Here is a 26,234-nt window from a genome sequence, read left to right as displayed (position 1 = left end):
TTGCAAATCGATTACTTGTACGGACAACTAAGATTTGATACGATTACTTCGAGTTCAAGAGGTAGTGATTGACCCCACATCCTCAAGTCAAGCGCAAGGTGACTTCCCCGAGTCAAGAGCGTTTAGGAACTTAACCCAACTGTTGCGAAATTTGATTCATCGTTCAAGACCCACTTGAGCGAAGTTGGTGTACGTTTGAACCTTCAGCATGACTTACGACGTTCCCCCTTAGATCGTCTCATCCTGAACGGTTCACAGACAGCTCATTAAATAAATCGATTCATCCCCGTGAATTGTCGACCTGTCTTGTTGACATCAACTAAACTGTTTCAAAATTCTGCACAGAACACGTCTTTGACTCCCCGGTCTAGACGACATAAAAAAAGACCTTGGTCCCCGCCAAGGTCTTTTTTTATTCTCTATTTTTTTAAATCGTTGCGAGTAACTTCATTTTTTGCCATCGACTGACGTAGGCGCGCTTCGTGAAGACGTCGTACTGGTTGTCGCGTGCCGCATCCAAAATGCCCCGATAGAGCAGCGCAGCTACTTTCAAGGCCCGCCGACTCTCTTTTGGATAGCGGTCAAAGGACGGAGCCGCTGCGTCGTACAAATATTCCGCGCGTAACGCTAACGCTTCCCATAATCCGACGAAATCGCCTGAAGGTGTGCCGACTAATAGTGACTCAGATGTCACGTCATATTCATCCATCCACTCTTTCGGTAAATAAATCCGCCCGCGTTTTGCATCTTCGCCGACGTCTCGCAAAATGTTCGTCAGTTGCATCGCAATCCCTAATTCAATCGCTGACTGACGAAGTTCAGGCTGCCCTGGTGCTAAGATTGGTAGCAACATCAATCCTACTGTACTCGCAACATAGTAACTATATTGCTCCGTCTCAGCAAGCGACTGGTAACGATTTTTTTCGATGTCCCAGCGCATCCCTTCCGCCAGCTCCAGAAAAGGTGTCTCATCCATCTCATACCGTTCAAACACATCCCCTAACGCAATCCAGAGTGGTGTCTTGAGCGATTGTCCGGACCGGAACAAACGGAATTCCTCTAAGAATGATTCCAAACTTTCTTTAGGTGTCTCGGATTCATCAACAGCATCATCTAAGAAACGACAGAATGTATAAATGGCATAAACCGCTAACCGATCTTGTTTCGGCAATAATGAGAACGCCTTATAAAATGTTTTTGATCCATTCTGAATCGTCTCTTCACATGTTGCGTACGCGTTCATCACTGTGTTCATTTTTCCACCTCATCTCTTGTTCCATACGATTGACAAGTAATGTTGCTCCCATCATGACGATCGGAACGCCTCCACATGGATGGACAGATGCACCTACCGCATATAACCGTTCGATATCTGGGTAAGGTCGTGCTTGCGTCTTTAAAGCCGCTGATTGGCGAATCGTCGGTGCAATCCCGAAGCTTCCACCCTCATACAATCCGAATGCTTTTGCATCTTGTGGTGTCCGGATTTGCGTCTCTTCGATTTGATCACGGAATCCAGGGTGATGGCTCTCGATTTTTTCTAAGACCGTTTCAATGAATCCTTGTTGCTCAAACATATCTCGGTCAAAGTTTCGTGGTGATGGAACTAACGCATAGACGACACTATCATTTTTTCCTGTCAACGAATCATCGACTTTACTCGGATTGAACAAGTAGACGGCAGGACGCTCCGGCAGTTCATCGCGATGGAAAATCGAATCCATCAATGGTTTTAAGTCGTTTGGCATCAAGAAACGATGAACCGGTAAATCGACTTTCCCCCGCATTTTAAAGTACAGCAATAACGTGCCACCAGATGGTGTATATGTCTTCGGTTTTTTCCCTTCGACCAAGTATTCCATCAATGGGAATTCGCCATTCAAAACGACATTATCGTAATGATGCTCTACTCCATCAACGACGACACCAGTCGCCTGTCCTGCTTCAATTTTGACCTGCTCGACCGCTTGATTGAATTCGAATCGGACACCCCGCTTGACCAATTCATCATACATCCGTTCAGCTAGCGAAAAATAACCACCCTTGACGTACCAAACCCCTTCCGCTTGTTCACGATAAGGAATCAGACCGTAAATCGATGGTGTCGTGTACGGATTTCCGCCAATATAAAATGTCGGGAAACTGTACGCCATCCGTAGATATTTACTTTTAAAGTAACGTTTTAAATGGTCGTGCGCCGTTTCAAGGGCATGCATGCTCCATAATGGCTTCAACATGTCTGGTTGTAGTAATTCTGATTTACGGAAATAACTCCGCTCTAAAAATTTCGAGACGCTGATGTCATAATCCTTTGATTTTTGGTTCATAAATTCAGAAAAGCCACGACCTTCTCCAAATTGACGCTCAATCGCAACTGCTTGATCGACGACATCCCCTAGTTTCGTCACGACCGTTCCATCATCAAAATGTAAATCGTACAGTGGATCGATTCGTAACAATTCGACTCCATCGAGTCCTGCTTCCGCTAACTGTTCCTGTAATTTTCCAGGCATCAATACAATCGTCGGTCCTTGATCGATTCGACCGCCCGACTCGAAATCAACCGAACTTAATCGTCCACCTGCCCGATCTTCCTTTTCAAAGATCGTAATTTCTGCATCCGGATAACGCTTCGTTAATAACAATGCTGCATGGAGTGTCCCGACACCTGCTCCTACAAATCCAATCTTCATGTCGTAGCACCTACTTCAGTCGTTAATAAGTCAGCCGTGATCCGTGCCGATTCAAAGATTGTCGGAAGACCGCTGCCGGGATGCGTCCCGCCCCCGACTAAATAAAGATGGTTCAATTCTTCGAACCGGTTATGCGGCCGGAAATACATCATCTGTGTCAATTGATGACCTAAGTTGAATGTCGCCCCTTGATGGACTCCCATCTCTTCCCAATCATCCGGCGTAAACATTTCTTCTACTTCGATTGCAGCTTCGACACCTTTATAAGGCGAACGTTCTTCGAGTGCATCGAGGACTTTTCGACGTAACTTCGGTCCCTCGACTGCCCAATCAAGATCCGAATAATTGTTCGGGACCGGTACGAGCACATACAGCGATGATTTGCCTTCAGGCGCAAGCGTCGTGTCAATGATTGAAGGGTTTTGAACATAAAACGAGAAGTCTTCTGATAATTCAAGTTTCTGAGTCATTTCACGCACATTCTTTTCGTAATCCTCAGCAAAGTAAATCGTATGGTGCGGTGCATCAAATCGTTTATTGACACCGAGGTATAACATGAAGGTCGAACAAGAGAATTTCTTGCGGTCGATTTTCGGACGCGACCATTTCTTGAGGACACCTTCCGGCACGAGATGATTCATCGCATGCGCAAAGTCTGCACCCACGACGACATTGTCATACAATACATGTTCTCCTGACTCAAGGACGACACCTTTCGTATCTTTTCCATCTAAAATTAATTGCGCAATCCCTGTGTTCAGATGAACGTTCCCACCAAGCTCCTCGACGGCTTGTTTCATCGCTTCCGGGATACGATTCATTCCACCAATCGGATGATGGACCCCGTAAGCATGTTCCATGTAAGACAAAATGGAAAATCCACCTGGACACTCCCAAGCTGACATACCGAGATATTTCGCTTGGAAGGTAAACGAGTACTTTAATTCTTCACTCGTAAAGTAATCGGATAACACATCATATAACGAACGACCCAACGATAGACGGGGTAACGCCGTCAACACACGTGGTGACAAATAATCGGTCAACCGATCATGTTTTGTTTGCAGGATTGGCATCAGCTTGCCTAGTTTTAGTGCCTGTTCCGCCATGAAACGATCGTACCCCTCTCCGTTTCCCGGGAACTGGTCTTCGATCGCCTGTTTCATCCGGTCACGGTCCGTCGTCATCGTGAACTGATCTTTTCCCCCATTGAAGTAGAGCGTATACATCGGATCAAGCGCTTTTAAATCTAAATAATCATGTAAATTCAAGCCGATGCTCGTGAATAAATTTTCTAAGATATGTGGCATGTTCAAAAATGTTGGACCCCGATCAAACTGATAGTCTCCCACTTGTACGCGTGACGTCCGTCCACCTACGACTGCTTGCTTTTCATATACAGTCACATCTACCCCTCTACCTGCCAATAACATGGCACAGGCGAGTCCTCCAGGTCCTGCTCCAATAACGGCTACACGCTGCTTCACATGAATCTCTCCTTTTTCTCTCTGGTCGTTTTAACTATTATACTAATCACATACTATGCCCACAAATCTAAACTGTTCTCAAACTGTAAAAAACGCCAGGCTTCCCGTCAGGAAGTGGCGTTTGCAGTGACGATATACCAGGCGCCTTCTTTCAAAAATGGCGTAATCGAAACATTTTTGAAACCAGCAGCATGCAGTTGTTCCGTAAGTTCAGCTTTACCAGGAAGAGGATATAGATTTTCATGAAGTGTCATGAAGGCATTGAACGCAGCTGAGAATTGCGCACCATACTCACTGTCGCGTAATGGTGTAACGAGAATGACCGTCCCGTCATCTTTGACGAAGCGACGGACGCCTTCTAACAGACGAAGTCGTTCTTCTTTCGGGAAGTAATAGAGAATGTTATTCATCATGACACCATCATACGTTTCCTTGACGTCAAAGGTCTTGATGTCACCGACGGCAAAATCGATTTTACCTGTCGTATCGCGCCGTTTCGCTTCTGTGATAACAGATTCTTCGATGTCGATTCCAGCGAGCCGGAGGTCAGGTAAAGCTTCATGTATTTTGCGTAAGTATCCGCCGTACGCACATCCGATATCAAGTAACGACTTTACATTATTTTGACGGATGATATGACGGACTGCCGGAAAAGCAACCGTTTCAACCAAAGCAGATGTCTCTGCGACGATGTCACCGTGTTCTTCTCCATTAAATGTTTTTTGTAGACCTTCTTCTAAAAATTGTGGGTAAGAAAATAAGGCCGGTAAATGAAGTTCCATCAACTCTGACAACATGAAACCGATACTCCGATCGTCCGATTTCGATAGTTCAGGCAAAACATGCCGTGTCGCCGTATACCGTAAATCTTTCTTTTTCAGATGCCCAACTGCCAAACCGACTTCAAACCAGCGGGATAAGGCTTCTGCCGTCAGTGGCTGCTTCAACCGGACTTGTGCCTCGGCTTGAGTCGCACCTGCACCTAGAACATCAAATAGCCCATATTTATATCCAATGTACCCGTGCCATAATGGCAGGACCGGTTCCGCCCGTTTCATCCACTTTCTCGCCCGAAAAACCTTTGTCCATTCTTTCAACTGTGCCACAAGCGTTCCCCTCTCTACCACGTAATACATCCCTTTTCCCAAATAACAACACCTTGTAAACAAAAAAAAGCATCAAACTCTCCATCTTGCAGAAAAAGTCATAGTCGCGGAATGACTGCCTCGTTCTTTTCGTTACTTTCCCCGATTGGGACACGGAAACGTAAAACAAAAAAAGTCGGCCATCGCTGTGCCGGAGCACAAAGATGGTCGACTCTCAACCGGGCATTGAATTAGAAGAACTCCATACCAAATGGTAACGAATATCCTAAGAAAATCGTCACGAGTACGAGAACTGCAAATCCGAGTAAGAAACCAGAATACGATTTCCCTTTTTTCAGACGAACCAACGTCAATTCACCAAAGATGAGTGATAATAGACCACCTGTGATTTTTGCGTGGTATAAAGCATCTGGATTTTCAGACATCCCCATAATCTTGATGTACAAGTAAAGTCCCGTCGCAAACGTCAATAACAGGAAGAGACGGAATGCCATGTGGATTCCTTTCGCCGCAGGTTTTCCTTTCTTATACATTGAAAAAGCGATAAAGAATGTTACGAGTAGTAAGACCCAGAGTAAAACATGGGTATGAACAAAAGCAGTGATCGGCATGTTGGTTTCCCCCTTTTTCTAATACCTATTTCATGGTAGCTGATTTTCGCTACTAGATATAGGGTTATTTTTCTGACATATCGTTTATTCAAGAAATCGTCACACGTTCTACCAGCAATGGCAGTTTAACCGTAAACGTACTTCCTTGTTTCTCAATCGACTCAACAAGTATTTCTCCACCATGACCCGTCACGATTTCCTTACAAATCGAAAGGCCAAGCCCTGTCCCGCCAATTTTACGGCTATCTGAATTATCGACGCGGTAAAACTTTTCAAACAGCTTATTGAGAGCTGCTGCTGGAATCCCGATGCCTTGATCGCACACCTTAAACAGGACATGATGATTTTCGACTGACAAGATAACGTCAATCTGGCCACCGAATGGTGAATATTTGACGGCATTGTTCAACAGATTATTCATCAATTGCTTCATTTTTTCTTCATCCGCTTCAATCAATGGCAACGACTCGTCCATTGCCCGGAAGGAGATACGATGTTGTTTTGTTGATGCCGCATAAAACTGTGTCGTCTCTTCAAGAAGCAGTCGTAAATCGAGTGGTGCTTTCTTATACGACTGCGTCCCTGCCTCCATCCGCTGAACATCAAGGAAATCATTGACAAGATTCGCCAGTCGCTCCGTCTCCGAGTGAATCGTCTGCAAGTACTTATCTTGGCGGGACGTATCGATATCTCGGTTTAACATCAATTCCGTGAATCCGTAAATTGACGAGAGTGGTGTTCGTAATTCATGAGAGACCGTCGAAACGAGTTCCGATTTCAGACGATCCATTTCCGTTTCCTTCGTCACGTCACGTAAGACGAGCATCGTCCCTTTGTGTACGCCAAGAATTTCAATCGATTCGACATAGAATTGAATAAAGACGGTTTGTTGACGAACCGAGAATTGAAGACTATCCGTCGGAACATTTCCTGCCAAGACCGCTTCAACATATTGAGAAAATGCCTCTGGCTCATCAACAATCGTATGAATTGCTTCAAGACAGAAGTTTAGCGTCTCGACTTCCCCATTTGTTCCGTAGCGAAGTTCTGGGAATAAATCATATAACGGCTGATTGACGAAGACATCTTCTTTACCGGGCTCGATATAAATGACAGCTTCACGAATTGAATCGAGGATTCGTTCCGTTTTCGTTTTTTCTTTGTTCATCTCATCGAATAGTCGCATCCGTAAGAGCGAGAGCGACAATTGACGCGAGAACGACATGACGTCTCGCATTTGTTCATTCGTAAACTGATCACGATAACGAACGAGATAAATAAAGGCAATCACTTCATCCGATGACGGATCTAAAATCGGAACTGCCGTCTCGTACATGTAATACGGATACGGTAACGGATGATTACTCGATACTTGTTTTGACGAATGGACGGCTTTCTTCAAGGTATCTGCACGTTTAAGCAATGAGAAGTCACTTCCAAGCAGTTGTTCTGTCAATTGCTCCGTCATACCATGCGTCACGACAGAATAAGTTTGACCTTCATCCACAAAAACGAGGGCTCCGATTTCCGAATCCGTAATCGCCACAAGTTTCTCGATGATTTCCGGATAAGCGGTCAGCGCTTCGCGGGCCGCTAATGTTTCCGTCAAATCATTTCGATACTGAAGGTGTTGTTCATTTCGCATCGTCAATTCAAGTGCTTCTTCTAATTCTTGTTGTTGTGCTTGCAATTCTTCTTGTTGCGCTTGTAATTCTTCTTGCTGTGCTTGTAACTCTTCATTTTTCGCAAGGAGATGTTGCTTGTTTTCTGAAATCGATCCTGCCATCTGATTGAACGACAACGCTAAGATCCCAATCTCGTCTTTACGTTTCGGAACTTTTACACTCGTGACATCTTCACCATTTGCTAAACGTTGACTGTTTTTGACGAGTTCTAGAAGTTCAGACGTGATCCTCCGGATGAACGGATAGATAAAGAAAATCAACACGGCAAGCAAGACGATGATATTCGACAACCAAATCAATTGTGTCGTGCGAATCTCCTGTTCTAACTGCTTGCTCGTCTTCCCTGCCCAGTCCTCAAGAAATTCACGGTATCCACCAAGTGCTAACTCACTTTTGTTAATCTCTGAGAGCACATCGATATTTCCAGAAGCATCTAAAGAAAGTTGACCATTCGCGACGAGTTCTTTTCCTAAAGGAAGATTCGCTAAGGTCGTCCCACGGAGGAAGGTCTCATCCACCTCCCCCTGTCGTTTTTCCTTTACGTATGACTGCACTAACGGCAAAACCGCATTAAAATAATAGCTGTACAGTTCGCGAGAAGAGGACGCATACACTTTTCCTTGATCATAAATTGCATTTTCCTCAAACCAACGTGTTTGTCGATCAATGACAGCCTTTTGCTTGTTCATTTTCTGATACACAGCGTCATCGCCCATCAACGCGTATCCACGCATATTGAACTGAAGATCTTGCCATTCTTCCCAAAGAGCGCCGGCACGTGCACTACGATCCCTAATATCCTCAAGCTTTCCACGGGTATCCTGTAACTTAGAATCCGTATAATTGTAGACAAACAAAGAAGAAATCATCAACGTAGCTAAAACGACATAAAAGGAGGCCATCAACTGGCGTCCGATTTTTCGATTAATCCACTTGACGATCACTCAGTATCCCTCCTACGACATCAATCAATTCGAGCGGACTGAATGGTTTTGAGAAAAAGTAGTTCGCACCAATTTCTTCAGCACGTTCACGGTCTGACTGTTGACTCTTCGCTGTCAGCATCATAATTTTTAATTGTTGTTTATCTGGGTGACGGCGCACCTTCTCGATGACTTCAATCCCTGTCATCCCTGGCATCATATAATCAAGTAAAACAAGGTCATAATGCTGACTCATGATTTTTTGATAGGCTTCGTCTCCGTCTGTCGCTTCATCGATCGTATATCCTTCATCTTCTAACGTATCGAGTACCAACATCCGTAATACGTCTTCGTCCTCTGCTAATAAAATACGTGCCATCTATAATTCCTCCTAAAAGTATCCACTTATCTTAATCCATACCTTATTCATTCTACACAGTTCCTTCACAATAGGAAATGGAAATCACTCGGATGACTTTTGTTTTTCACACGTCTCCAAACAAAAAAACGTAAAAGCTCGCACTAGTCACTCTAGCAAAAACAATTCCATCACTTATCCAAACTAAAATGCAGGTATTTGGTGCTGTCAGGAGCACTCGTGTCCCAACCGCATTAGCATTAGCGAAAGACCCCTATTTCTAGAGGTCTCGTGTAGACAAAGTAGCATTCGGCGATAACCATTTTTTCGTTGACCTAGTCAGTCAATTTCAATCACCTGTTGCAACGAAAAGGCGTAAATCAGTTTCCGTGAGATTGAAATATTTAAAATCGACTCAAGCGCTTCTTGGTATAAATTCAACTGGGTTGCATACCGTTCGCACAAAATCTGCGCTGGTGTCTGGTCCACACTCGCCTCAAAAACTTGATCGGATTTATAGTCCAAGAGAATATAGTGCTCGCCGTCTTTAATCAAACAATCGACAATCCCTTGCATGACTGCTTGATCGACCGGTCCATGCCAGTCGGCACGAAAACGTGAAGAGTCGATTTTGTACGTAAACGGTAACTCACGATAGACGTCTCCCGTTCGCAAACGCTCTTCAAACAATTGCCCGATACTCGATGACAAAAACGTTTCCAATTGTTCCTGTGCGTCGCGCATCGTCAAAGCCTCCTGCTCCGAAATTCGTTCTGTCGTCACCCACTGTGTGATTTGTTCAGTAAGCGGTAGTCCGACTTCGTATAGTTGCATTGCCAAGTGTAGGACGGTCCCGCGTTCCGCACCCGTTAGGACTGGTCCTAAAAATTGTGGTGTCCGGTAATACGTCGCTTGACGCTCGGGCGCTTCAAATGCTGCCCGTTCCAACTGTTCCGTCCGTTTGAGCTCCGTTACGGTTTGCTTCGCTGCCGTTTCCGTTGCGATTTGGTGCGGATAACGGTATGAAAAACTTTCTTCAATCCGTGCTTTAAATGCTTGATTTTCAGGTCGGTCGATTTTTTCGAGTTGACGAACATGTTCCAACTGTTCAATCATCGTCGAAATTTCTTGGTACGGCGCGATTTCTTCAAGTTCCATGATGCGAAGCGCCCACTGCTGCTCATCCTCACGTAACATGAAATTCCGCAGGACGGCAGGAACTACCCAGTCCGCATACGTTTTCGCATTCCGACGATTGATTTCCGGTAACAACAATTCGTCGAGCGGAACATCCTGCCATTTGATTAGTTGCTCATCTAATCCTTTAATCGATCCAACTAAAATCAACTTTTCTTTTGCTCTCGTCATCGCGACATAGAGGACACGCATTTCTTCTGCTTTCATCTCACGGTCCATTTCACGGCGAATGACCTCTTTTAATAACGTTCCAGAACGCAAACGTTTCACGGGATCAATGGCATCGAGGGCGATTCCATACGTTTTATGCAACTGAATCGCTTGGATTTGATCTTGTTTATTAAATTGTTTTCCAAGCTGACTGACAATCGTCACCGGAAACTCGAGTCCTTTTGATTGGTGAATCGTCATGACACGGACGACATCTTCATCTTCTCCTAAAGACCGTGCTTCCGAGAAGTCTTCGCCTCGTTCGACGAGACGGTTAATCAGACGCAGGAAACGATACAACCCACGATATCCTGCTCCTTCATATTGTTTGGCACGTTCGTATAACGCATTCAAGTTTGCTTGACGACTTCGTCCTCCTGCAAGGCATCCGACGTATTCGAAATAACCGGTTTGGTCAAACAGCGAGCGAATGAGTGCGGCAAGTGACTTCCCACGGGCTTCTGTCCGCCATTGATTGACACGTTGTAACGCTTCATCGACCCGAATCCCGAGTGGCGTCGCTTCGCCTGCGACATGGACGGCAGCCTCATAAAAACTCGTATCCTTCGACTTTGCACGGATTCGCCCTAAATCACGATCGGTCAGACCAAAAATCGGTGACCGGAGCAAACTCGCGAATGGAATGTCCTGTATCGGATTATCAATCGTTTTTAATAATGCCATCATGATTTGAATTTCCGTCGCTTGGAAGTAACCGCCCGTTGTATCCGCATAGACGGGTAACTCATATTGCTCGAATACTTCCACCAATGCTTGAACACGTTTTCCGCGCGAACGAACGAGCACGACGATGTCACGGTATTCGCATTTTCGGAAACGTTTTTGTTTGGCATCGAACACGAGGTACGGATTATCCTCATTGACCATCTCGATAATTCGGGTTGCGATGACACGCGCCTCTAACTCTTCTTTGTTCTCGTCCTGTTGATCGATTAGAATCAACTCGGGTTCGACTTGTTCTGATTCGAAGTAACCAAGATTCCCGAGGCGCAAATAGGCTGCATCGTCATAATCGATTTCACCGACTGCGGCATCCATCACTTGTCTGAAAATATGATTCGTCCCATCGAGTACTTCAAGGCGACTCCGGAAATTTTTCGTCAAATCGATCCGTGTGCCATGATCTGTTTGCCGAAACCGCTTGAACTTATCAAGAAAGAGCCCTGGCTCGGCATGACGGAATTTATAAATCGATTGTTTGACATCGCCGACCATAAATAAATTACCGGTTTGTTCGTCTGATTGGGAAACTAACGTCAAGATGCGTTCCTGAACTTCATTCGTATCTTGGTATTCATCGACGAGCACTTCGACAAACCGTTCTTGAAGTAAGCGTGCCACATCGGTCGCTTCCCCGTCTTGTTCTAAAATCGCTAAGGCAAAGTGCTCAAGATCTGAAAAATCAACGAGTCCCCGCTCTTGTTTTGCTTCAAGATAGGCTTCAGCGAACTTCCTTACGAGTGTCACGATCATCTCGACATGCCCGAGTTGTGTCCGAAGATCTTCGAGGTAGTCGACGCCTTCTTTTTGAACGAATAATTCCTGATGTTTTTTTAGTTCGCCGACGAGACGTGTCCGTTCCACCTGAAATGTTTTAATGACATCGTCACCACGCGGACTCTTCCAACGTCCGAATCCGACAGCTTGAAATGCCAGCGCGACCGTTGTCCAGCGATCAATTTCCGGGTTGATCCGCCGTAACGGTTCGATGTCATGCAAAAGAAGTTCTGCCATTTCTGTGTAACCAGCCTGTTGTAAGCGATGTGACAGTTCCAGGTAACGTTCTAAAAGCGGTGCGATTTTTTGCCATTCCAGTTCGAGCAATCGTGTCAGCAAAGAAGACTCGTCGGGGTCAACCGGCTGATCGTATTGCGCGAGCAAGTGCTCATAAAACGCATCAGGATCTGGTAGGGAACGGGAGAACCGGTATAGATTCGAAATGAGCGATAACATCGCTTGATCGTCCCGGTCCGATGTGTAACTATCAATCAGTTCATAAAATGCGGGATCAGCAGCAGCGTAGAAATCTTCGAACACTGCTTCAAGCACATCGTCCTGCAATAAGACTAACTCCGCTTCATCGGCAATCCGAAAAGCAGGGTCTAGCCCAATCCGGTAATAGTTTTCCCGTAAAATCGATAGGCAAAAGGAATGAATCGTCGTGATTTGTGCTCGGTTCATCAGTTGACGTTGTTTCTTTAAATAAACATCTTCTGGGGATTCCTTGATTTTTGCTTCAATCGCTTCGATGACACGGGTTTTCATTTCTTTTGCCGCGGCGTTCGTAAACGTCGCGACTAAAATCCGGTCCGCCGTCAGCGGATCTGCTTGGTCGATGACGCGTTGTGTCAGCCGTTCAACGAGTACGGCGGTCTTTCCTGAACCGGCTGCTGCCGAAACAAGAATATGTCCACCGCGCGCATCGATTGCCTGTTGCTGTTCTTCCGTCCAATTGACGCTCATTCCTCTTCCTCCTTCAGTCGTTCTAATACTTCTTTTTCAGATAAAGGATCCAGTTCACGATAACTGTTTCCTAGCGATTCATCGAATTGACAGACCGAACGGTACTCACAAAACGTACAGGGTGTTCGCTCTTGATAGTCGAATGGATCGATGGCGATATCTCCTGCGTACATCTCAGCACTGCTCGTTTTCAACTCATCCCAAGCATGATCCATCAACGCGTTTAGTTCCGCTTCCTTGACGACACCTTTCGTATGCGACTTATGAAGTCCGGTCTTTGTAAAAGTCACTTTGACGAGTGGTGATTTTTTTCGTTCATCAAACGCAATTTGATCCATCGCCCGCAACACATCATCGTTTTCGACGATTACACCTTGCATCTGATAGGATTCGAGCAGTAAACGATTCCGTTCTTCTTCAGCTGCCGACAAATCACTCCGTAACATCGGATTCTTGACATGGAAGTACAGGGCACCTGCTGGTTTTGCCTGTTGATTAAACAACACTTCCGACTGCTCGACGACCGTCTTTAAATACAGCAACATCTGAATTGCGAGACCATAATAAATTTCAGCAAAATCAAGCGTTTTGGCACTCGACTTGTAATCGACGACCCGGACATACAGTTGGTCACCGATCGTCGCTTGGTCGACACGGTCGATTCGCCCTGTAAATTCGATTTCCGTTCCATCCGGTAGTGTAAACCGCAATGGTGGGAACATCGCGTTCCCAAAACTGATTTCAAATAAATCCGGTTCGAAGTCAGACCGTTCTGCTTGTTTAACGAGCATCTTCGTCGTCTGTTCGACGACATCCGTCAGCTTCTTCTGGATATATCCGAACCGGTTTGAACTCATTAAAATGGCATTTTGAATATCCGGAGTCACTTTTTCGACGGCTTCTTTCGCAAGCGCCGTACAAGACGCGTCATCTAAATCACGCCACTTTCTGCCGGACTCCTTGATATTGCTTGATAAGTCATTTAAAGCACCATGAAACAGATTTCCGATGTCGGGCGCTTCGAATTTATACAATTTCCGTTCTTTCAAGCGCAACCCATACCGTGCAAAGTGTTTATACGAACATGCGTTATACGTCTCAAACCGTGAAACACTCGCTTTGATGCGATCTCCGTAGAGCGAACGTGCCAAATCATCCGGGAGGTCCTCCGCCCGGTTTTGGTAAAATAACGCATCCACGAGGAGACTCATGCGTTCTCGTCCTTGTCCGTTTTCTAATAGTGTGTTGTACACGTCAAACCAGGACGATTGAATCGGATAACGCCGTTGTAAACGTCGAAGTTCAATCGCGGTTGCTGCAGCAGCGCGGTCCGGACTCGTTACGAAATCAAACTGATCGTTCAGTGCATGCTCCCCCGCTTCCGCGAAGTGTGTTTTGACGGGACGGTCTTGCAACAGTTGGTGTTTTAATTGTTTGACAATCGAAGCCGGTTGCAACGCTTTCCCATCCTCATCAACGAGGGCATAACTGATGTACAATGCCTCGCTCGGTGCCGTTACACCGTGATAGAGGTAATACAGTTCGTCATCAAAAACATCTAACGACGCCTTACCGACCGGGACCCCGTGATCATGAAGGAAGTCATGATCACCTTCCGATAGTAGCTTTGATTGATCTTCGACGAACGGAATCATTCCATCATTCGCACCGAGTAAAAAAGCGACCTTGATCCGTTGTAAACGCCCCCGGACATAATCTGTCGCGATGACTTGATCAAGTGATGGCGGCACGAGTGAGAAACGTAGACTCTCAAGTCCGGTTTCGACCATTTGTACGAATAATTCTGTCGACAGTTCCGTTTCAGGGGCTGCCGCCTCCAGTTGTTCGAGTAGATGTAAAACAGCTTCATACACTTGATCGTGTTCCCGGGCGTAGCTCAATTCGTTCCGTTCGAGTGCTTCTTGTTTCCAGCGGAAAAGACGGTCTGTCAACTGGTGTTCTTCGAGAAACTGATAGAGTGCCCGTGTGTGTTCACTCATCGTTTTTGATTTCTTCAACCTCGTTTGTAACGGTGTCACGGCATCGACGACAAATTGACGTAATCGATTCAATTCATCCTCTTCTTCAAGTTCATCCGCTGTCAAACTCACTTCGTCCGCAAGACGCCGTTTCAGTTGCCATGGTTTTTGCCACATCGAGCCTTTAATACCTCGCTCTAAGACAAACGTCTCCAATCGATCGAGCGCGAGTCGTTGATTATCTGCCGGGAGTGGCATCAACTCTGTTTTCAATAAACGAAAAACCGCTTCTTCACGATATCCGGAGACGACTAGTTCCAAAATAGATTGAATCAATTCGACAATCGGATGATGAATCATCGTTTCTCGTTTATCAAGGAAATACGGAATACCGTAGAGCTGGAAAGCACGTTCTAAATGATCGGCATAGGGCTCAAGATGACGGACGATGAAGGCAATCTCATTGAATCGGTAACCCTGGTGACGGGTCAGTTGAATCGCCTGACGAACGGCAGCTTCCGCTTCGACTTGTCGATTGACGGCAGCCGTCACCGTAACACCTTCAACTTCATGATCGACGGGTGGATAAGTTGGACTCATCAACGCCTGTTCTAGTATGTGTAGTCCTTCCGTCTTAAATTTGAGCGATTGTCCATACCGGATTTCTTCATGATCGAGTTGACGGTCCTGCATCTGTTCAAGCAATTGCATGTAACACCGCTGCGATACACCGAACTCTGTTTGTTTGGCGTACGGGTCACTGACATCAATCGTAAAACTAATATGCATTTCCTTCGCCAGTTCCATCAGCTTCAACAGAACTTGTTGCTCTTGTAATGAAAACTCATAGAATCCATCGACGAAGAATCGTGTTTCCTTCAGATTGGCCTCCGGTAACAAATCAAGCAATGTCGTGTAGTAATCGTCTGCATGTAAGGCCTTATGTTCAATCCGCTCCGTAAAACGTTCATAAATCAAAGCTAAATCATTTAATTTTGGTGAGCGTTCCGGCGAAAGATCACTGATTTGACGAAGCATATCTGGTGCGACGAGTGAACGTTTGAATGATGCAATCAACTCATCCAGTCCTTTATAGAATCCAGGCATATTCTTTGTGCGCTTAAAAATCTTCAGTTCATTTTCTACTTCTTCGACGACTTGTCGCAATAATAATTGTGTCCCCGTCTCATCTAAAAATGGAATCGCCTGACTCCCATAATCCCGCATGATGTGGAAGGCAAAACGGCGTAAACTCATGACTTCCATCCGGACGAGTCCAGACAGACGAGAATCTGTCGCAATCCGGCGTTCCATCTCAAATGACATTTGGTCAGGTACGATAAAATAAATTGACTCTCCAAGTGGTCGTTCGACAAGTTCATCAATGACAGTCTCGATCAATCTTGTTGTTTTTCCTGTTCCAGCACGGCCAAGATGCATATAATTCATCCGTGTCATTCCTCCTTCAACTCGTTTTTATATGTATCATTATCTCACAAAACACGAACAAACGTCCGTTTCTCTTTCTATATTTTTTTAGCTATTTTTGGTATACTGAATCCATTCGAATTAATCCTGAAAGGAAGAATGTCATGCTCTATGACGACATCGGAAAACAACCGGTTCTTGAACAGATTGTCGCTCATTTTTATCAACTCGTCTATGCTGACTCTGTACTCTGTCCCCTCTTCCCAGCCGACCGTACACGTGTCGAACGTGCCCAAGTAATTTTTTTAACACAGTTGACGGGCGGACCACGCCACTATGACACACATGATTCGCGCATGAACCTAGCAATGATTCATCGTCTGTTACCCATCGAACGACACCATGCGTTTCGCTGGATCGAGTTGATGGAAATAGCCATTTATGAGACACTTTCGAATCAAGTAGTAGCAGAACGCTTACTTGAACGCTTACGAATCGGAGCCATGAACGTCCTACGGATTTGCGAAGCTCATCGTGAGCCGTGAGGGATTTTTCTTTCTCATCCGTCCATTTCCATGTAAAATGAAAGGTGGAGGCGATAACCATGACTGAAGAACAAGATAAAAAACCGGATTTAGTGAAAACCGCACTCGAACAGGCTGAGGCTGCAAAAACTGAGGACAACGCGGTTGAAGAAGAAAAATCCGATGAACAAAAGAAGCTCGAACATATTAAAGGACTCGTCACACTAGAACGTGGATCAGATTACTTCCGCGTCGTCTTTTATGATGACCATAAGCATTTGATTTTCAAGGAACTCGATTATGACCGTGTCGAATTCGTTGGTCGTTTCTATAATGATAGTTTTGATCCGACGAACTTGAAACAACTCGAAGAAATCGCGGAGAAAGCTCTTTCCACTTCGATTCGCAAACGTTTCCTTTAAAATGAATGATGTATAAAAGAGCCGGATCCCTTCGCTACGATGGGATCCGGCTCTTTTGCTTCACTTCACTTACTTCATTCTTCATTGATTTTCAGTAGTCGTTCTTTTTTTACGACGCAGGACATAGGCGAGTACTCCACCTGCGACAGCAAGACCTGTCGCTGCTAAGACAGGAAGCAATACCTTCTTAGATGTAATTTTTTGTTTTACTTGTTCTAGACGTGATTCCGTAACCTCTTTTTGTGCAATCGATGTCCGACGATTGATTGTCATATGTTTCGAAGCATCCGTGACGACGATTCGTTTCGTCACCCAACGGCGATTACCTGATTCATCGACGACGAGTTGACGTGTTCGTTTAATATCCTTAATTCGTTTTCCCGGTGTATTCTCCGGACGGACAATTCGTGAACTAATGAAACGTCGTCCACCATTTACACCAAATCCTGGTTGTAATTTTCTACGGTTTAACCATTCATAAGATTCATTCATCGTGTAGCGACCTCGAGCGGCCGCTTCACCTCCCCTTCATAATACACAGTCATTTTTGAAATATCTTTCGTTTTATTAATGATGATTCCTGTTAAGATGTTCCACTTTTACTAACTTGTTAAACGTGTTCCGGACCTGTTCCTTGAAAACGACGCTGCATTTCATAAGCTAATTCTAACGTTTTAATTCGTTGGCGCTCGATGCTGTATGCAGAGGCATCCGTATTAATCCGCTGGCCCGTCTGAAACTCAACTTGGACTTTCCCACCACTTTTTTTGACTGTTTTCATCTGTTTGAAGTTAATCCAAACGCATTCTGCCTTCTCTTTTGCTGTCGTCGGGAAAAAGATTGTCTGTGCTTGCCAATCAATCAAAACAGGAGTTTTACGGTTCGGACCTAAAATGTGCCGTGCCGCTTCGATTCGTCCACGCATCGATGAGCCGAAATATAAACAGGATTCTTCAATCAATTTGATGGGATGACCTTCTAATACCATTTCCGAACGTTCTTTAATAAGTAATGTTTGAGGTTCTCCGTATTGACCATATCGTGGAATCAGCGCTAACGTCTCTTCTGTGATTGTATGTGGCATGCTAGTATCTCCCTTCTCGTGATACTTTGGTTATATCAAAAAATATCTTTCCTTGTATCCATCCATTTAATATTTCCCAACATAAAAAACGAGATATCGCTATCTCGTTTTTAAAGTTCTTCCGTTATTTTATTCGTCTCTGGCAAAACATGTCGTGGGAATTTAAAAATCACACGAACTTTGTCGACACCATTTCCCGAAGCTTGGTTTTCAATCGCGACTTCGCCATCATGACGCTCGACGATTCGTTTTACGATGTAGAGGCCAAGCCCGAATTTCCCCTCTTTGCCTCGTGAAAACTGATGGAACAACGGAGAAGATGGATCGAGTGGTGGACCGTCATTCTCAATCTCGATTTGAGCAAACTCCGGTGTTCCGGATAAACGAATGGCAATCGATGTCTCAGCATAACGAATGGCGTTATCGATGACATTTTCAAGTGCGACCCGTAGCTGTTCTCCTTCTCCCCGCACGAGTCCAGCCTCCCCCGTGATCGACCACGTGAGGGCTTTCGTACTGGAAAAACGATTTTGTAACAAATGAACCATCCGGTCCAAATCAACGGTGTCCCATGTCGAACGGTCTAACTCGAAGTAATCTAATTTCGTCACATACAGCAAGGCGGCGACTTTTTTTTCTAGGCGCTCTGCCTCTTCCTCGATGACGGAGACCGATCCCGTCAAATCACCGTCTGGATAAATCCCGTCAGAAATCGACTGGGCATAACTCCGTATGACCATGATTGGCGTTTTTAAGTCATGCGAAATATTTTGTAACAATGCCTTTTGTGCTTTATCTTGTTTCTCTAAATCGACCCGCATTGCATTGACCGATCGCGCCAGCCGGCCAATCTCATCCCCACGATCGAGAGGAAGCGGCGTATTCCACTGTTGCGCGGCGATTTTTCCAACGGCCCCCTCAATTTCAATCAACGGTTGAGTCAAGCGACGCGCAAGCCAAAAGGCGATGAACAGCGTCAAGATACTAACGATCGCGACGACCCATCCAATCTTCGAAAAGAGTTGGGTGATTAATTCTTGACGGTACGCATCCCAAACATAAGAGACGCGGTAATACGTTTCCCCTTCTGATTCCATTTTGAGAATGTTGTAATAGACATCCTCTTTTCCGAGACGCGTCGTATATTTTGCTGTTTCTCCTTTTTGACTCACCGCATCACGGTACATCTGATCGATCAACTGTTGGGGTGCTCCACCATAGTAGAGTTTTCCATTTTTCGAAAGTAATAAGATATTGACGGAACGAGACTCTTGAATCCGGCGATCAAATTCAATCGGATTGTCTTGCAACATTTTGATGACGGAGGCATCTTTTGAAAAAAAGACTTCACTGTTCTCGAGCGTCGTGTAGACTTGATCGTCAATAAAGTTTCCGATTGATGATCGCATGACGACAAGAATGACAATCGAGAGCGTTGCGATGACAAGAAGGAACATCGCCCAAATCTGAAAACCTAAACTGCGGTTCTTCATGCAGACACCAGTCGGTAACCAATCCCATAAATCGTCTCTAGTTCAAGTTTAGGTAGTTTTTTCCGGACTCGTCTGACTAAGTCATCGACGACGCGGTCGGAACCGAAGTAATCGTCACCCCAGACACTGACAAGAATTTGTTCCCGTGTCATCGGTGTCCCGATTTGTGTCGCAAAAAGAATCAGCAAATCGTATTCCTTCGAAGTTAAATCGATTTCTTGACCATGTTCTTCGATGATCCGCTTTTCCGGATAAATTTTATAATCACCGTACTGAATAAGTCCCGTTTTTGGAGCCGAATAAGCGCGAGCCAAGATTTTTTTGACACGAATGACCAATTCACGGGGCAAGAATGGTTTTGCGATATAATCATCCGACCCCATTTCGAGACCGATGATTTTGTCGATATCTTCATCCCGGGCTGAAATGAAGATGACAGGTGTCGTTTCGTCATGAGCCTTGATTCGTTTAATCAATTGAAATCCATCGATATCCGGAAGCATGATATCGAGGACCCAAAGATCCGGTTTTTCGATAATCGCTGAAGCCGCAGCTTCACCCGAGATAAACGATTTGACCGCCCATCCTTCCTGTTCCAAATACTTTACGAGAACTCGGTTTAAATTCACTTCATCATCCACTAAATAAATCGTATGCATCACTGTCACTCCTGACTAAGTCCTTTTTTGTAGTGTATCAAAGGAATTCCGCAAAATTATGTGAGAACCCTCGAAATGTAAAAAAACGCCCTCTTTTTATCCAAAAAGAGTGGCGTCCTGCGTGTACAGCTATTTATTTGACGAGGCGCAACGATGGATAGGTCGCACGCTCTACATTCGTTTTAACATCCGTCGCCATATGACGACGTTCTGTTTTCACAATATGGGTCAAGAAAGTTGTTCCTCCACCAAGTAAGAGCGTGACACCTGTCATTAAAATGATTTCCATTGTTTTCGCCACCCTTTTCTATCGCAATTGATAATCAGTATCATCCTCAATACGACTATAACACGATGAATCGAAAATGAGAAGCGTTCTCAAAAAATTATTTACCTGAAAATTTTTCTTGCTCAGATTCACGTCGTTTTTGAATGATTTCGCGCCACTTGAAATCACCTTGTTCCAATCCATTAATCAAAATTTCAGCCGTCCCGACATTCGTCGCTAACGGTAGGTCGTACACATCACATAAGCGAATCAACGCTGAGACGTCCGGTTCATGAGGTTGTGCCGTCAATGGGTCACGTAAAAAGATGACGATATCAATTTCACCGCGTGCGACCATCGCCCCAATCTCTTGGTCACCACCGAGCGGTCCCGATTTGCAGCGATGGACGTCAAGTCCTGTCGCTTCAATGATTCGTTTCCCCGTCGTCCCTGTCGCATACAATCGATTCTTAATTAAATAGTCTTTATAGGCCTGTGCAAACATCATCATTTCGTCTTTTTTCTCATCATGGGCAATCAAGGCAATATTCATGTTATCGTCCCCCTCTTTATTGTATATGCACTCAAATGCCTCTTCAAAAACCTGTCTATTCTTTAAACCGTCTAGTTCATCATTCAAAAATGCAGTCTCTACATACAGAAAAAGGGATGGCACACCTTCTCAGGTCGCAATCCCTTCTTGTTTATCAAAATCAGGCGAGAATACTCCCACCTCTAAGCGTAGGTGGAGGTAGTTCAACATCACCTTCAAAATCAGCTTGTTGTCTCCTAGCCTCTAAGAAAGATGTCATGAAGTTGATGGTTGTTTTTTTAACACGGTCCGTAAAATTTTACCCGTCGTGTTGCGCGGCAATTGATCAATGAATTCAAGACGCGTCGGGCACTTGTATTTTGCGAGCGAAATCGCACAGAAATCAAGAAGGTCTGCTTCTGTGACGCTGTCTTTTAAGACGACGAATGCCTTGACGGCTTCTCCCATCGCTTCGTCAGGTACACCGATGACGGCTGCCTCAACGACTCCCGGATGTTTGTAGAGTACTTCTTCGACTTCACGTGGATAGACATTGTAACCACCAACGATAATCATATCCTTTTTCCGGTCGACGATATAAAAATAACCGTCTTCGTCTCTTTTGGCGAGATCTCCCGTATATAACCAGCCACCGCGCAGCGTCGCTTGTGTCTCTTCCGGCATCTTATAATAGCCCGTCATGACATTCGGTCCACGAACAATCAATTCCCCGACTTGACCGTCTGGTAATTCTTGTCCGAGTTCATCGACGACTTTATTTTCGACATCAATGATGGATGGACCGATTGATCCCGGCTTTTGAATCCCGTTCAACGGGTTAAAACACGTGACCGGTGAGGCTTCTGATAAGCCGTATCCTTCTAATATGTGACAGTTAAACGTTTTTTCAAAGGATTCGAGTAAAGGAACCGGTAAACTCGATCCACCTGAAACGAATAGCCGGCTCGTCGCAAAGTAATCGGCAAAGTGCGGATGTGCCTGAACCGTTTGAAGGAGGAAGTTGTACATCGTCGGCACGCCGGCAAAAATCGTAACTTGCTCTCTTTTCGCCAGTTCAAATGTTTCTTGTGGCGAAAAACGTGGCGCGATGACAATTGAAGCACCGCGGACTAATGTAGCATTGACGACGACCGTCAAGCAAAAGACGTGGAACATCGGTAAAACGGCAAGTGTACGATCTTGTTCTGTTACGTTTAAGTATTCCCCGATTGATTGTGCGTTAGAGGTCAAGTTACGGTGCGAGAGCATGGCGCCTTTCGGCTTCCCCGTTGTTCCGCTCGTATAGAGAATGACTGCTGTATCATCGAGTTCATTCGTCACGTCTTCGACCGGATGTTCGATGGAAAGCCAATCTTCTAACGTCGTAAATTCAACCAATCCGATTTTTTCGTTTGGTCCTGTTTCCCCGTTAAACGGAACCGATACGACAACAGATAAATTCGGCAGATGGACTAACCGTTCTTTTGCTGCTTCGACGAGCGGCGCAATCCCAAGAATCCCTTTGACATCCCCATTCATTAAAATATAACCGATTTCATCCGGTGTGTAGGTCGGATTGATTGGAATCGCAATTGCTCCTTGTTTCATAATCGCGTAGTATCCGACTAAAAACGCTGGACTATTTCCAAGAATCAATGCAACATGGTCACCTTTACGAATCCCATTCGCTTCTAGTGCTCCTGCCGCCCGGTGGAACTTCTCAACAAACTCGTGATAACTGACTTTCGTGTCTTCGAAGACGTAGGCGGTTGCCTCCGGATTTCTCCGGGCGGTCTCCTCTACAGAATGAATCAATCCCATCATCATCAACTTCCCCCTTCAAATGAACAACCATTCATTTTTTGCGTAAAAAAAATCCATACATAACTATAGCGTTAGTATGGATAGTATATCATTTTTTGGAAACGTTTTCACGTTCTTTATCGTTAACCGTTGACAATAACCCCACCATTGAGATGAAGCACTTGTCCTGTCATATAACTTGAGTCGTTACATGCTAAGAATACATACGCCGATGCCATTTCAGCCGGTTGTCCTGGACGATCCATCGGTGTATTCTTACCGAATGTTTTCACCGATTCATCAGGGAAAGTCTCCGTAATCAACGGCGTCCAAATCGGACCAGGAGCGACGGCATTGACACGAATTCCTTGTTTCGCAAGGTTCATCGAGAGGCTTCGCGTGAAGCTGACGATTGCCCCTTTCGTCGAGGAATAATCGATTAAGAGCGCATTTCCTTCATACGCTGTTGATGATGTTGTATTGATGATGGCAGACCCTTGCTTGAGGTGTGGTAAAGCAGCCCGTGCGAGGCGCATCATGCCAAAAATATTCGTTTTAAAGGTCTTCTCCATCGACTCATCTTCAATATCAAGAAGCGAGTCCTTCGGTTTTTGCATACTCGCGTTATTGACGACGATATCGAGGCGACCGAATTTGTCGATTGTTTTTTGAACAAGTTCTTCACAATACGTTGCGTCTCCAATGTCGCCTTTAGAAAGGAGCACTTCTCCACCAAGCTCTTCGACACGTGCTTTCGTTTCTTCAGCACCTTCTAAGTCTCCATGGAACGCGATAACGATTTTAGCACCCTCTAGCGTGTAAGCAAGTGATACGGCACGTCCGATTCCGGAATTACCACCAGTGATGATTGCGACCTTGCCTTTTAATTTCCCGGCCGCACGATAATCGTCACGTTCATAGTAAGGGAGCGGTTGATTATCCTCAGTTTTTGGTAACCCCTCTGAGACCTGTTCAAAATGAATGAAATCCTCTAACGTACCTTCTAAAAAGTTATCTTTATTGTAGCCCATAAAAAAAGCTCCCCCTATGCAAGTTGATAGAGAGAGTTTTCCCAAAAAAGCTTATGCTAAAACGTCGAGTACTTCATCGAGGTCGACAGCACCAAAATATTTTTTTAATTCATACTGGCTTAAGACTTCGCGCAGTGACGCACGGTCGTATCGTTTTCCTTCTAATGCTTGGGCAATTTCCGAGGCATCTGCGACACCAAAGAAATCTCCATAGATTTTCGCTTCTTGAATGATTCCCTTCGTGACGTTCAAGCGGAAATCAATCGTTCCGATTGGAAAACGTTTTTTATGGATGACATCAAACTTCGGAGACTTGCCGAAGTTCCAGTCCCAATTGCCGTAACGTTCTGCTGAAATGGCGTTCACTTTTTCCCAGTCCTCTTCCGTCAACGTATAGCGCTCGATTTCTTTTCCTTCATAAATCGAAGCGAGCAGATGATCAACGAATTGATCCATCGTCAACGGCTCCGTCAAGAATTCAGAAATGTTTGCGACACGACTACGAACTGATTTGATTCCTTTTGACCGCATTTTTTCTTCGCTGACGACTAGCGCATTGACGACTTCTTCAATATTCGAATCAAGCATCAAAGTCCCGTGGCTAAACATGCGTCCACGCGTCGTAAACTGGGCATTCCCGCTAATCTTACGCGTTCCGACATGAATGTCGTTTCGCCCAGATAATTCCGCCTCTACCCCTAGCTTGTGGAGGGCTTGCACGACAGGTTCCGTGAATTTTTTGTAGTTATTAAACGAATCGCCATCATCTTTCGTCAAGAAACTGAAGTTCAGGTTTCCTTCGTCATGGTAGACAGCTCCACCGCCAGATAGGCGACGGACGACGTGAATGCCATGATCCTCGACGTACTTGAGGTTGACTTCTTCATTCGTATTTTGATTTTTTCCGACAATGATGGAAGGACCATTGATATAAAATAAAAAATAGTCTTCTTCATTGACGTTCAAGTTATTCAGGATAAATTCTTCAACGGCAAGGTTAATCCGCGCATCTCGAATTTCAGGATGAAAGATAAGTTTCATGTAGGGTACGTTCTCCTTTTGTTAGCCTAAGATTTTAGTTACAACCATCGACTCCGCAAGCATCACCATCTGCTACGACTTCAATCTTTTGCTCTGCTTGAATCCGGTCCATCACTTGCGTGAACGCTTCAACAGGTTGCGCCCCTGAAATCGCATATTTTCGGTCAAATACGAAGAACGGGACTCCTGTCACACCAAGTTCGCGTGCCATATCTTCTTCCTCGCGGACTTCAGTTGTTGAAGTATCTGACGCGAGGAATGCCTGGACCATATCTGAGTCGAGACCGACTTCCTGTGCAACGCGCGTCAAGACGGATGAATCATTCAAGTTTTCACCTTTCATGAAATACGACTGAAAGAGTGCTTCCGATATCTCATCCATTTTACCATGTTTTTTCGCAAGTTGAGTTAAGCGATGAGCTTCAAATGTATTTGCCGGAACGACACGATCCATTTCGTACATTAATCCGTCTGCTTTCGCCGATTCGACAATGCCTTGTGACATATTACGTGCTTCCTCGACTGTCGTACCGTATTTCGAAGCAAGAATTTCATATAATCCTTTCGTCGGTTCAGTCGGTGCATTCGGATCAAGTTCAAAACTTTTAAATTCGACTTCGACATTTTTCATTCCATTCGCTTCAATTGCTTTTTCCAGACGTTTTTTCCCGATATAACAAAACGGACACGCGTAATCTGACCATACTTCTACTTTCATTTCAGTCCAACTCCCTTTGATTTTTCAGTATGGACTAAGCATAATCCTCACCGGCACCGCTTGCAATAAATCTGATTTCAAGTCATGGAAAAATGCCCCCGACGTATCGTCGGGGGCACAGCATGTCGATAAATGCTTATGAAGCGTGAACATGCGATAACGAGAGATAATCCAGTCGCGCTTCCCTGTCTCGCCTCGTCTTCAAAGCGGCAATCTTCCGCGCCGCGACCGATTGCTTTTCGCTTAAAAAGCGATTCGAGACGGATTGCGCTTTAAACCGTCTGCATGCCCGGCTTCCCGTCACGGTATTACCTAAAAAGCGTCACGTTTCGTTGACTCCTACGGGGAAAAGTGCGTTTTTAACGCACTTTCAGAGGCAGGCAAGACCCTGCTCGTTGTCCGTTAGGATCAAGGAGCAACGGCTTGCGCCTCGCCCGAGGAAAGTAACGAAAAAAGACGCTTGATCTCCCGATGGCACTTTGTCTACAGTGTGAAAAG

At 45.1% G+C, this 26,234-nt stretch carries 21 protein-coding genes; 2 read left to right on the top strand and 19 right to left on the bottom strand.

Features of this window, described 5'->3' with window-relative positions:
• Positions 1-427: 427 nt before the first annotated feature.
• From KNQ04_RS04100 to addB, 9 genes are all read right to left on the bottom strand, one after another.
• The gene (locus KNQ04_RS04100; RefSeq protein ID WP_214847515.1) at positions 428-1,255 is read right to left on the bottom strand and encodes a phytoene/squalene synthase family protein; all 828 of its coding nucleotides are present in this window, start codon (positions 1,253-1,255) and stop codon (positions 428-430) included.
• Positions 1,221-2,693, bottom strand: coding sequence for a phytoene desaturase family protein (locus KNQ04_RS04095; RefSeq protein WP_214847514.1), 1,473 nt, complete (start codon positions 2,691-2,693; stop codon positions 1,221-1,223). Before KNQ04_RS04095 ends, KNQ04_RS04100 begins: the two co-directional genes overlap by 35 nt.
• A complete protein-coding gene (locus tag KNQ04_RS04090) occupies positions 2,690-4,180 on the bottom strand; it encodes a phytoene desaturase family protein (RefSeq protein ID WP_214847512.1) in 1,491 nt (496 codons plus the stop codon). The genes KNQ04_RS04095 and KNQ04_RS04090 overlap by 4 nt, the downstream gene beginning before the upstream one ends.
• 107 nt (positions 4,181-4,287) lie before the next feature.
• A complete protein-coding gene (locus KNQ04_RS04085) occupies positions 4,288-5,286 on the bottom strand; it encodes a class I SAM-dependent methyltransferase (RefSeq protein WP_214847511.1) in 999 nt (332 codons plus the stop codon).
• Positions 5,287-5,516: 230 nt separating this feature from the next.
• The gene (locus KNQ04_RS04080; protein WP_214847510.1) at positions 5,517-5,897 is read right to left on the bottom strand and encodes a DUF1516 family protein; all 381 of its coding nucleotides are present in this window, start codon (positions 5,895-5,897) and stop codon (positions 5,517-5,519) included.
• An 88-nt stretch (positions 5,898-5,985) separates the two neighbouring features.
• Entirely contained in the window at positions 5,986-8,526 is a 2,541-nt protein-coding gene (locus tag KNQ04_RS04075; protein WP_214847509.1) for a HAMP domain-containing sensor histidine kinase, read from the bottom strand.
• Entirely contained in the window at positions 8,507-8,884 is a 378-nt protein-coding gene (locus KNQ04_RS04070) for a response regulator (RefSeq protein WP_214847508.1), read from the bottom strand. The genes KNQ04_RS04075 and KNQ04_RS04070 overlap by 20 nt, the downstream gene beginning before the upstream one ends.
• 318 nt (positions 8,885-9,202) lie before the next feature.
• Positions 9,203-12,754, bottom strand: a complete 3,552-nt coding sequence (addA, locus tag KNQ04_RS04065; protein WP_214847507.1) for a helicase-exonuclease AddAB subunit AddA — start codon at positions 12,752-12,754, stop codon at positions 9,203-9,205.
• Positions 12,751-16,182 carry a helicase-exonuclease AddAB subunit AddB gene (gene addB / locus KNQ04_RS04060; RefSeq protein WP_214847506.1) on the bottom strand — a complete coding sequence of 1,144 codons (3,432 nt, stop codon included), beginning with the start codon at positions 16,180-16,182 and terminating at the stop codon, positions 12,751-12,753. The genes addA and addB overlap by 4 nt, the downstream gene beginning before the upstream one ends.
• A 143-nt stretch (positions 16,183-16,325) precedes the next feature.
• Between addB and KNQ04_RS04055 the strand changes: the two genes are divergently transcribed.
• Positions 16,326-16,706, top strand: coding sequence for a truncated hemoglobin (locus KNQ04_RS04055; RefSeq protein WP_214847504.1), 381 nt, complete (start codon positions 16,326-16,328; stop codon positions 16,704-16,706).
• Positions 16,707-16,765: 59 nt separating this feature from the next.
• Positions 16,766-17,107, top strand: coding sequence for a hypothetical protein (locus tag KNQ04_RS04050; protein ID WP_214847502.1), 342 nt, complete (start codon positions 16,766-16,768; stop codon positions 17,105-17,107).
• A gap of 81 nt (positions 17,108-17,188) precedes the next feature.
• Here KNQ04_RS04050 and KNQ04_RS04045 read toward each other — a convergent pair whose 3' ends face one another.
• The 10 genes from KNQ04_RS04045 to KNQ04_RS04000 all read right to left on the bottom strand — a co-directional run bounded on the left by KNQ04_RS04045 (position 17,189) and on the right by KNQ04_RS04000 (position 25,736).
• Complete coding sequence (locus tag KNQ04_RS04045) at positions 17,189-17,599, bottom strand: hypothetical protein (RefSeq protein WP_214847500.1); 411 nt, start codon at positions 17,597-17,599, stop codon at positions 17,189-17,191.
• A 118-nt stretch (positions 17,600-17,717) separates the two neighbouring features.
• The gene (locus KNQ04_RS04040) at positions 17,718-18,191 is read right to left on the bottom strand and encodes a competence protein ComK (protein ID WP_214847499.1); all 474 of its coding nucleotides are present in this window, start codon (positions 18,189-18,191) and stop codon (positions 17,718-17,720) included.
• 110 nt (positions 18,192-18,301) lie between these two features.
• Positions 18,302-19,684, bottom strand: coding sequence for a HAMP domain-containing sensor histidine kinase (locus KNQ04_RS04035; RefSeq protein WP_214847498.1), 1,383 nt, complete (start codon positions 19,682-19,684; stop codon positions 18,302-18,304).
• Complete coding sequence (locus KNQ04_RS04030) at positions 19,681-20,346, bottom strand: response regulator transcription factor (RefSeq protein WP_214848047.1); 666 nt, start codon at positions 20,344-20,346, stop codon at positions 19,681-19,683. Before KNQ04_RS04030 ends, KNQ04_RS04035 begins: the two co-directional genes overlap by 4 nt.
• Positions 20,347-20,476: 130 nt before the next feature.
• The gene (locus tag KNQ04_RS04025) at positions 20,477-20,632 is read right to left on the bottom strand and encodes a hypothetical protein (protein WP_214847497.1); all 156 of its coding nucleotides are present in this window, start codon (positions 20,630-20,632) and stop codon (positions 20,477-20,479) included.
• A gap of 97 nt (positions 20,633-20,729) precedes the next feature.
• The gene (locus KNQ04_RS04020; protein WP_214847496.1) at positions 20,730-21,164 is read right to left on the bottom strand and encodes a methylglyoxal synthase; all 435 of its coding nucleotides are present in this window, start codon (positions 21,162-21,164) and stop codon (positions 20,730-20,732) included.
• Positions 21,165-21,419: 255 nt separating this feature from the next.
• Complete coding sequence (locus KNQ04_RS04015; RefSeq protein WP_214848046.1) at positions 21,420-22,964, bottom strand: fatty acid--CoA ligase family protein; 1,545 nt, start codon at positions 22,962-22,964, stop codon at positions 21,420-21,422.
• A gap of 125 nt (positions 22,965-23,089) precedes the next feature.
• Positions 23,090-23,977 carry an SDR family oxidoreductase gene (locus tag KNQ04_RS04010; RefSeq protein ID WP_214847495.1) on the bottom strand — a complete coding sequence of 296 codons (888 nt, stop codon included), beginning with the start codon at positions 23,975-23,977 and terminating at the stop codon, positions 23,090-23,092.
• A 51-nt stretch (positions 23,978-24,028) separates the two neighbouring features.
• Complete coding sequence (lplA, locus tag KNQ04_RS04005) at positions 24,029-25,018, bottom strand: lipoate--protein ligase (RefSeq protein WP_214847493.1); 990 nt, start codon at positions 25,016-25,018, stop codon at positions 24,029-24,031.
• Positions 25,019-25,052: 34 nt separating this feature from the next.
• Positions 25,053-25,736 carry a DsbA family oxidoreductase gene (locus KNQ04_RS04000; protein WP_214847491.1) on the bottom strand — a complete coding sequence of 228 codons (684 nt, stop codon included), beginning with the start codon at positions 25,734-25,736 and terminating at the stop codon, positions 25,053-25,055.
• Positions 25,737-26,234: the final 498 nt, after the last annotated feature.

The organism is Exiguobacterium sp. s193 (genome assembly GCF_018618755.1).
Taxonomy (GTDB): domain Bacteria; phylum Bacillota; class Bacilli; order Exiguobacteriales; family Exiguobacteriaceae; genus Exiguobacterium_A.
The sequence above is the reverse complement of the archived record's forward strand: the minus strand, read 5'-3'. Positions and strand labels throughout refer to the sequence as shown.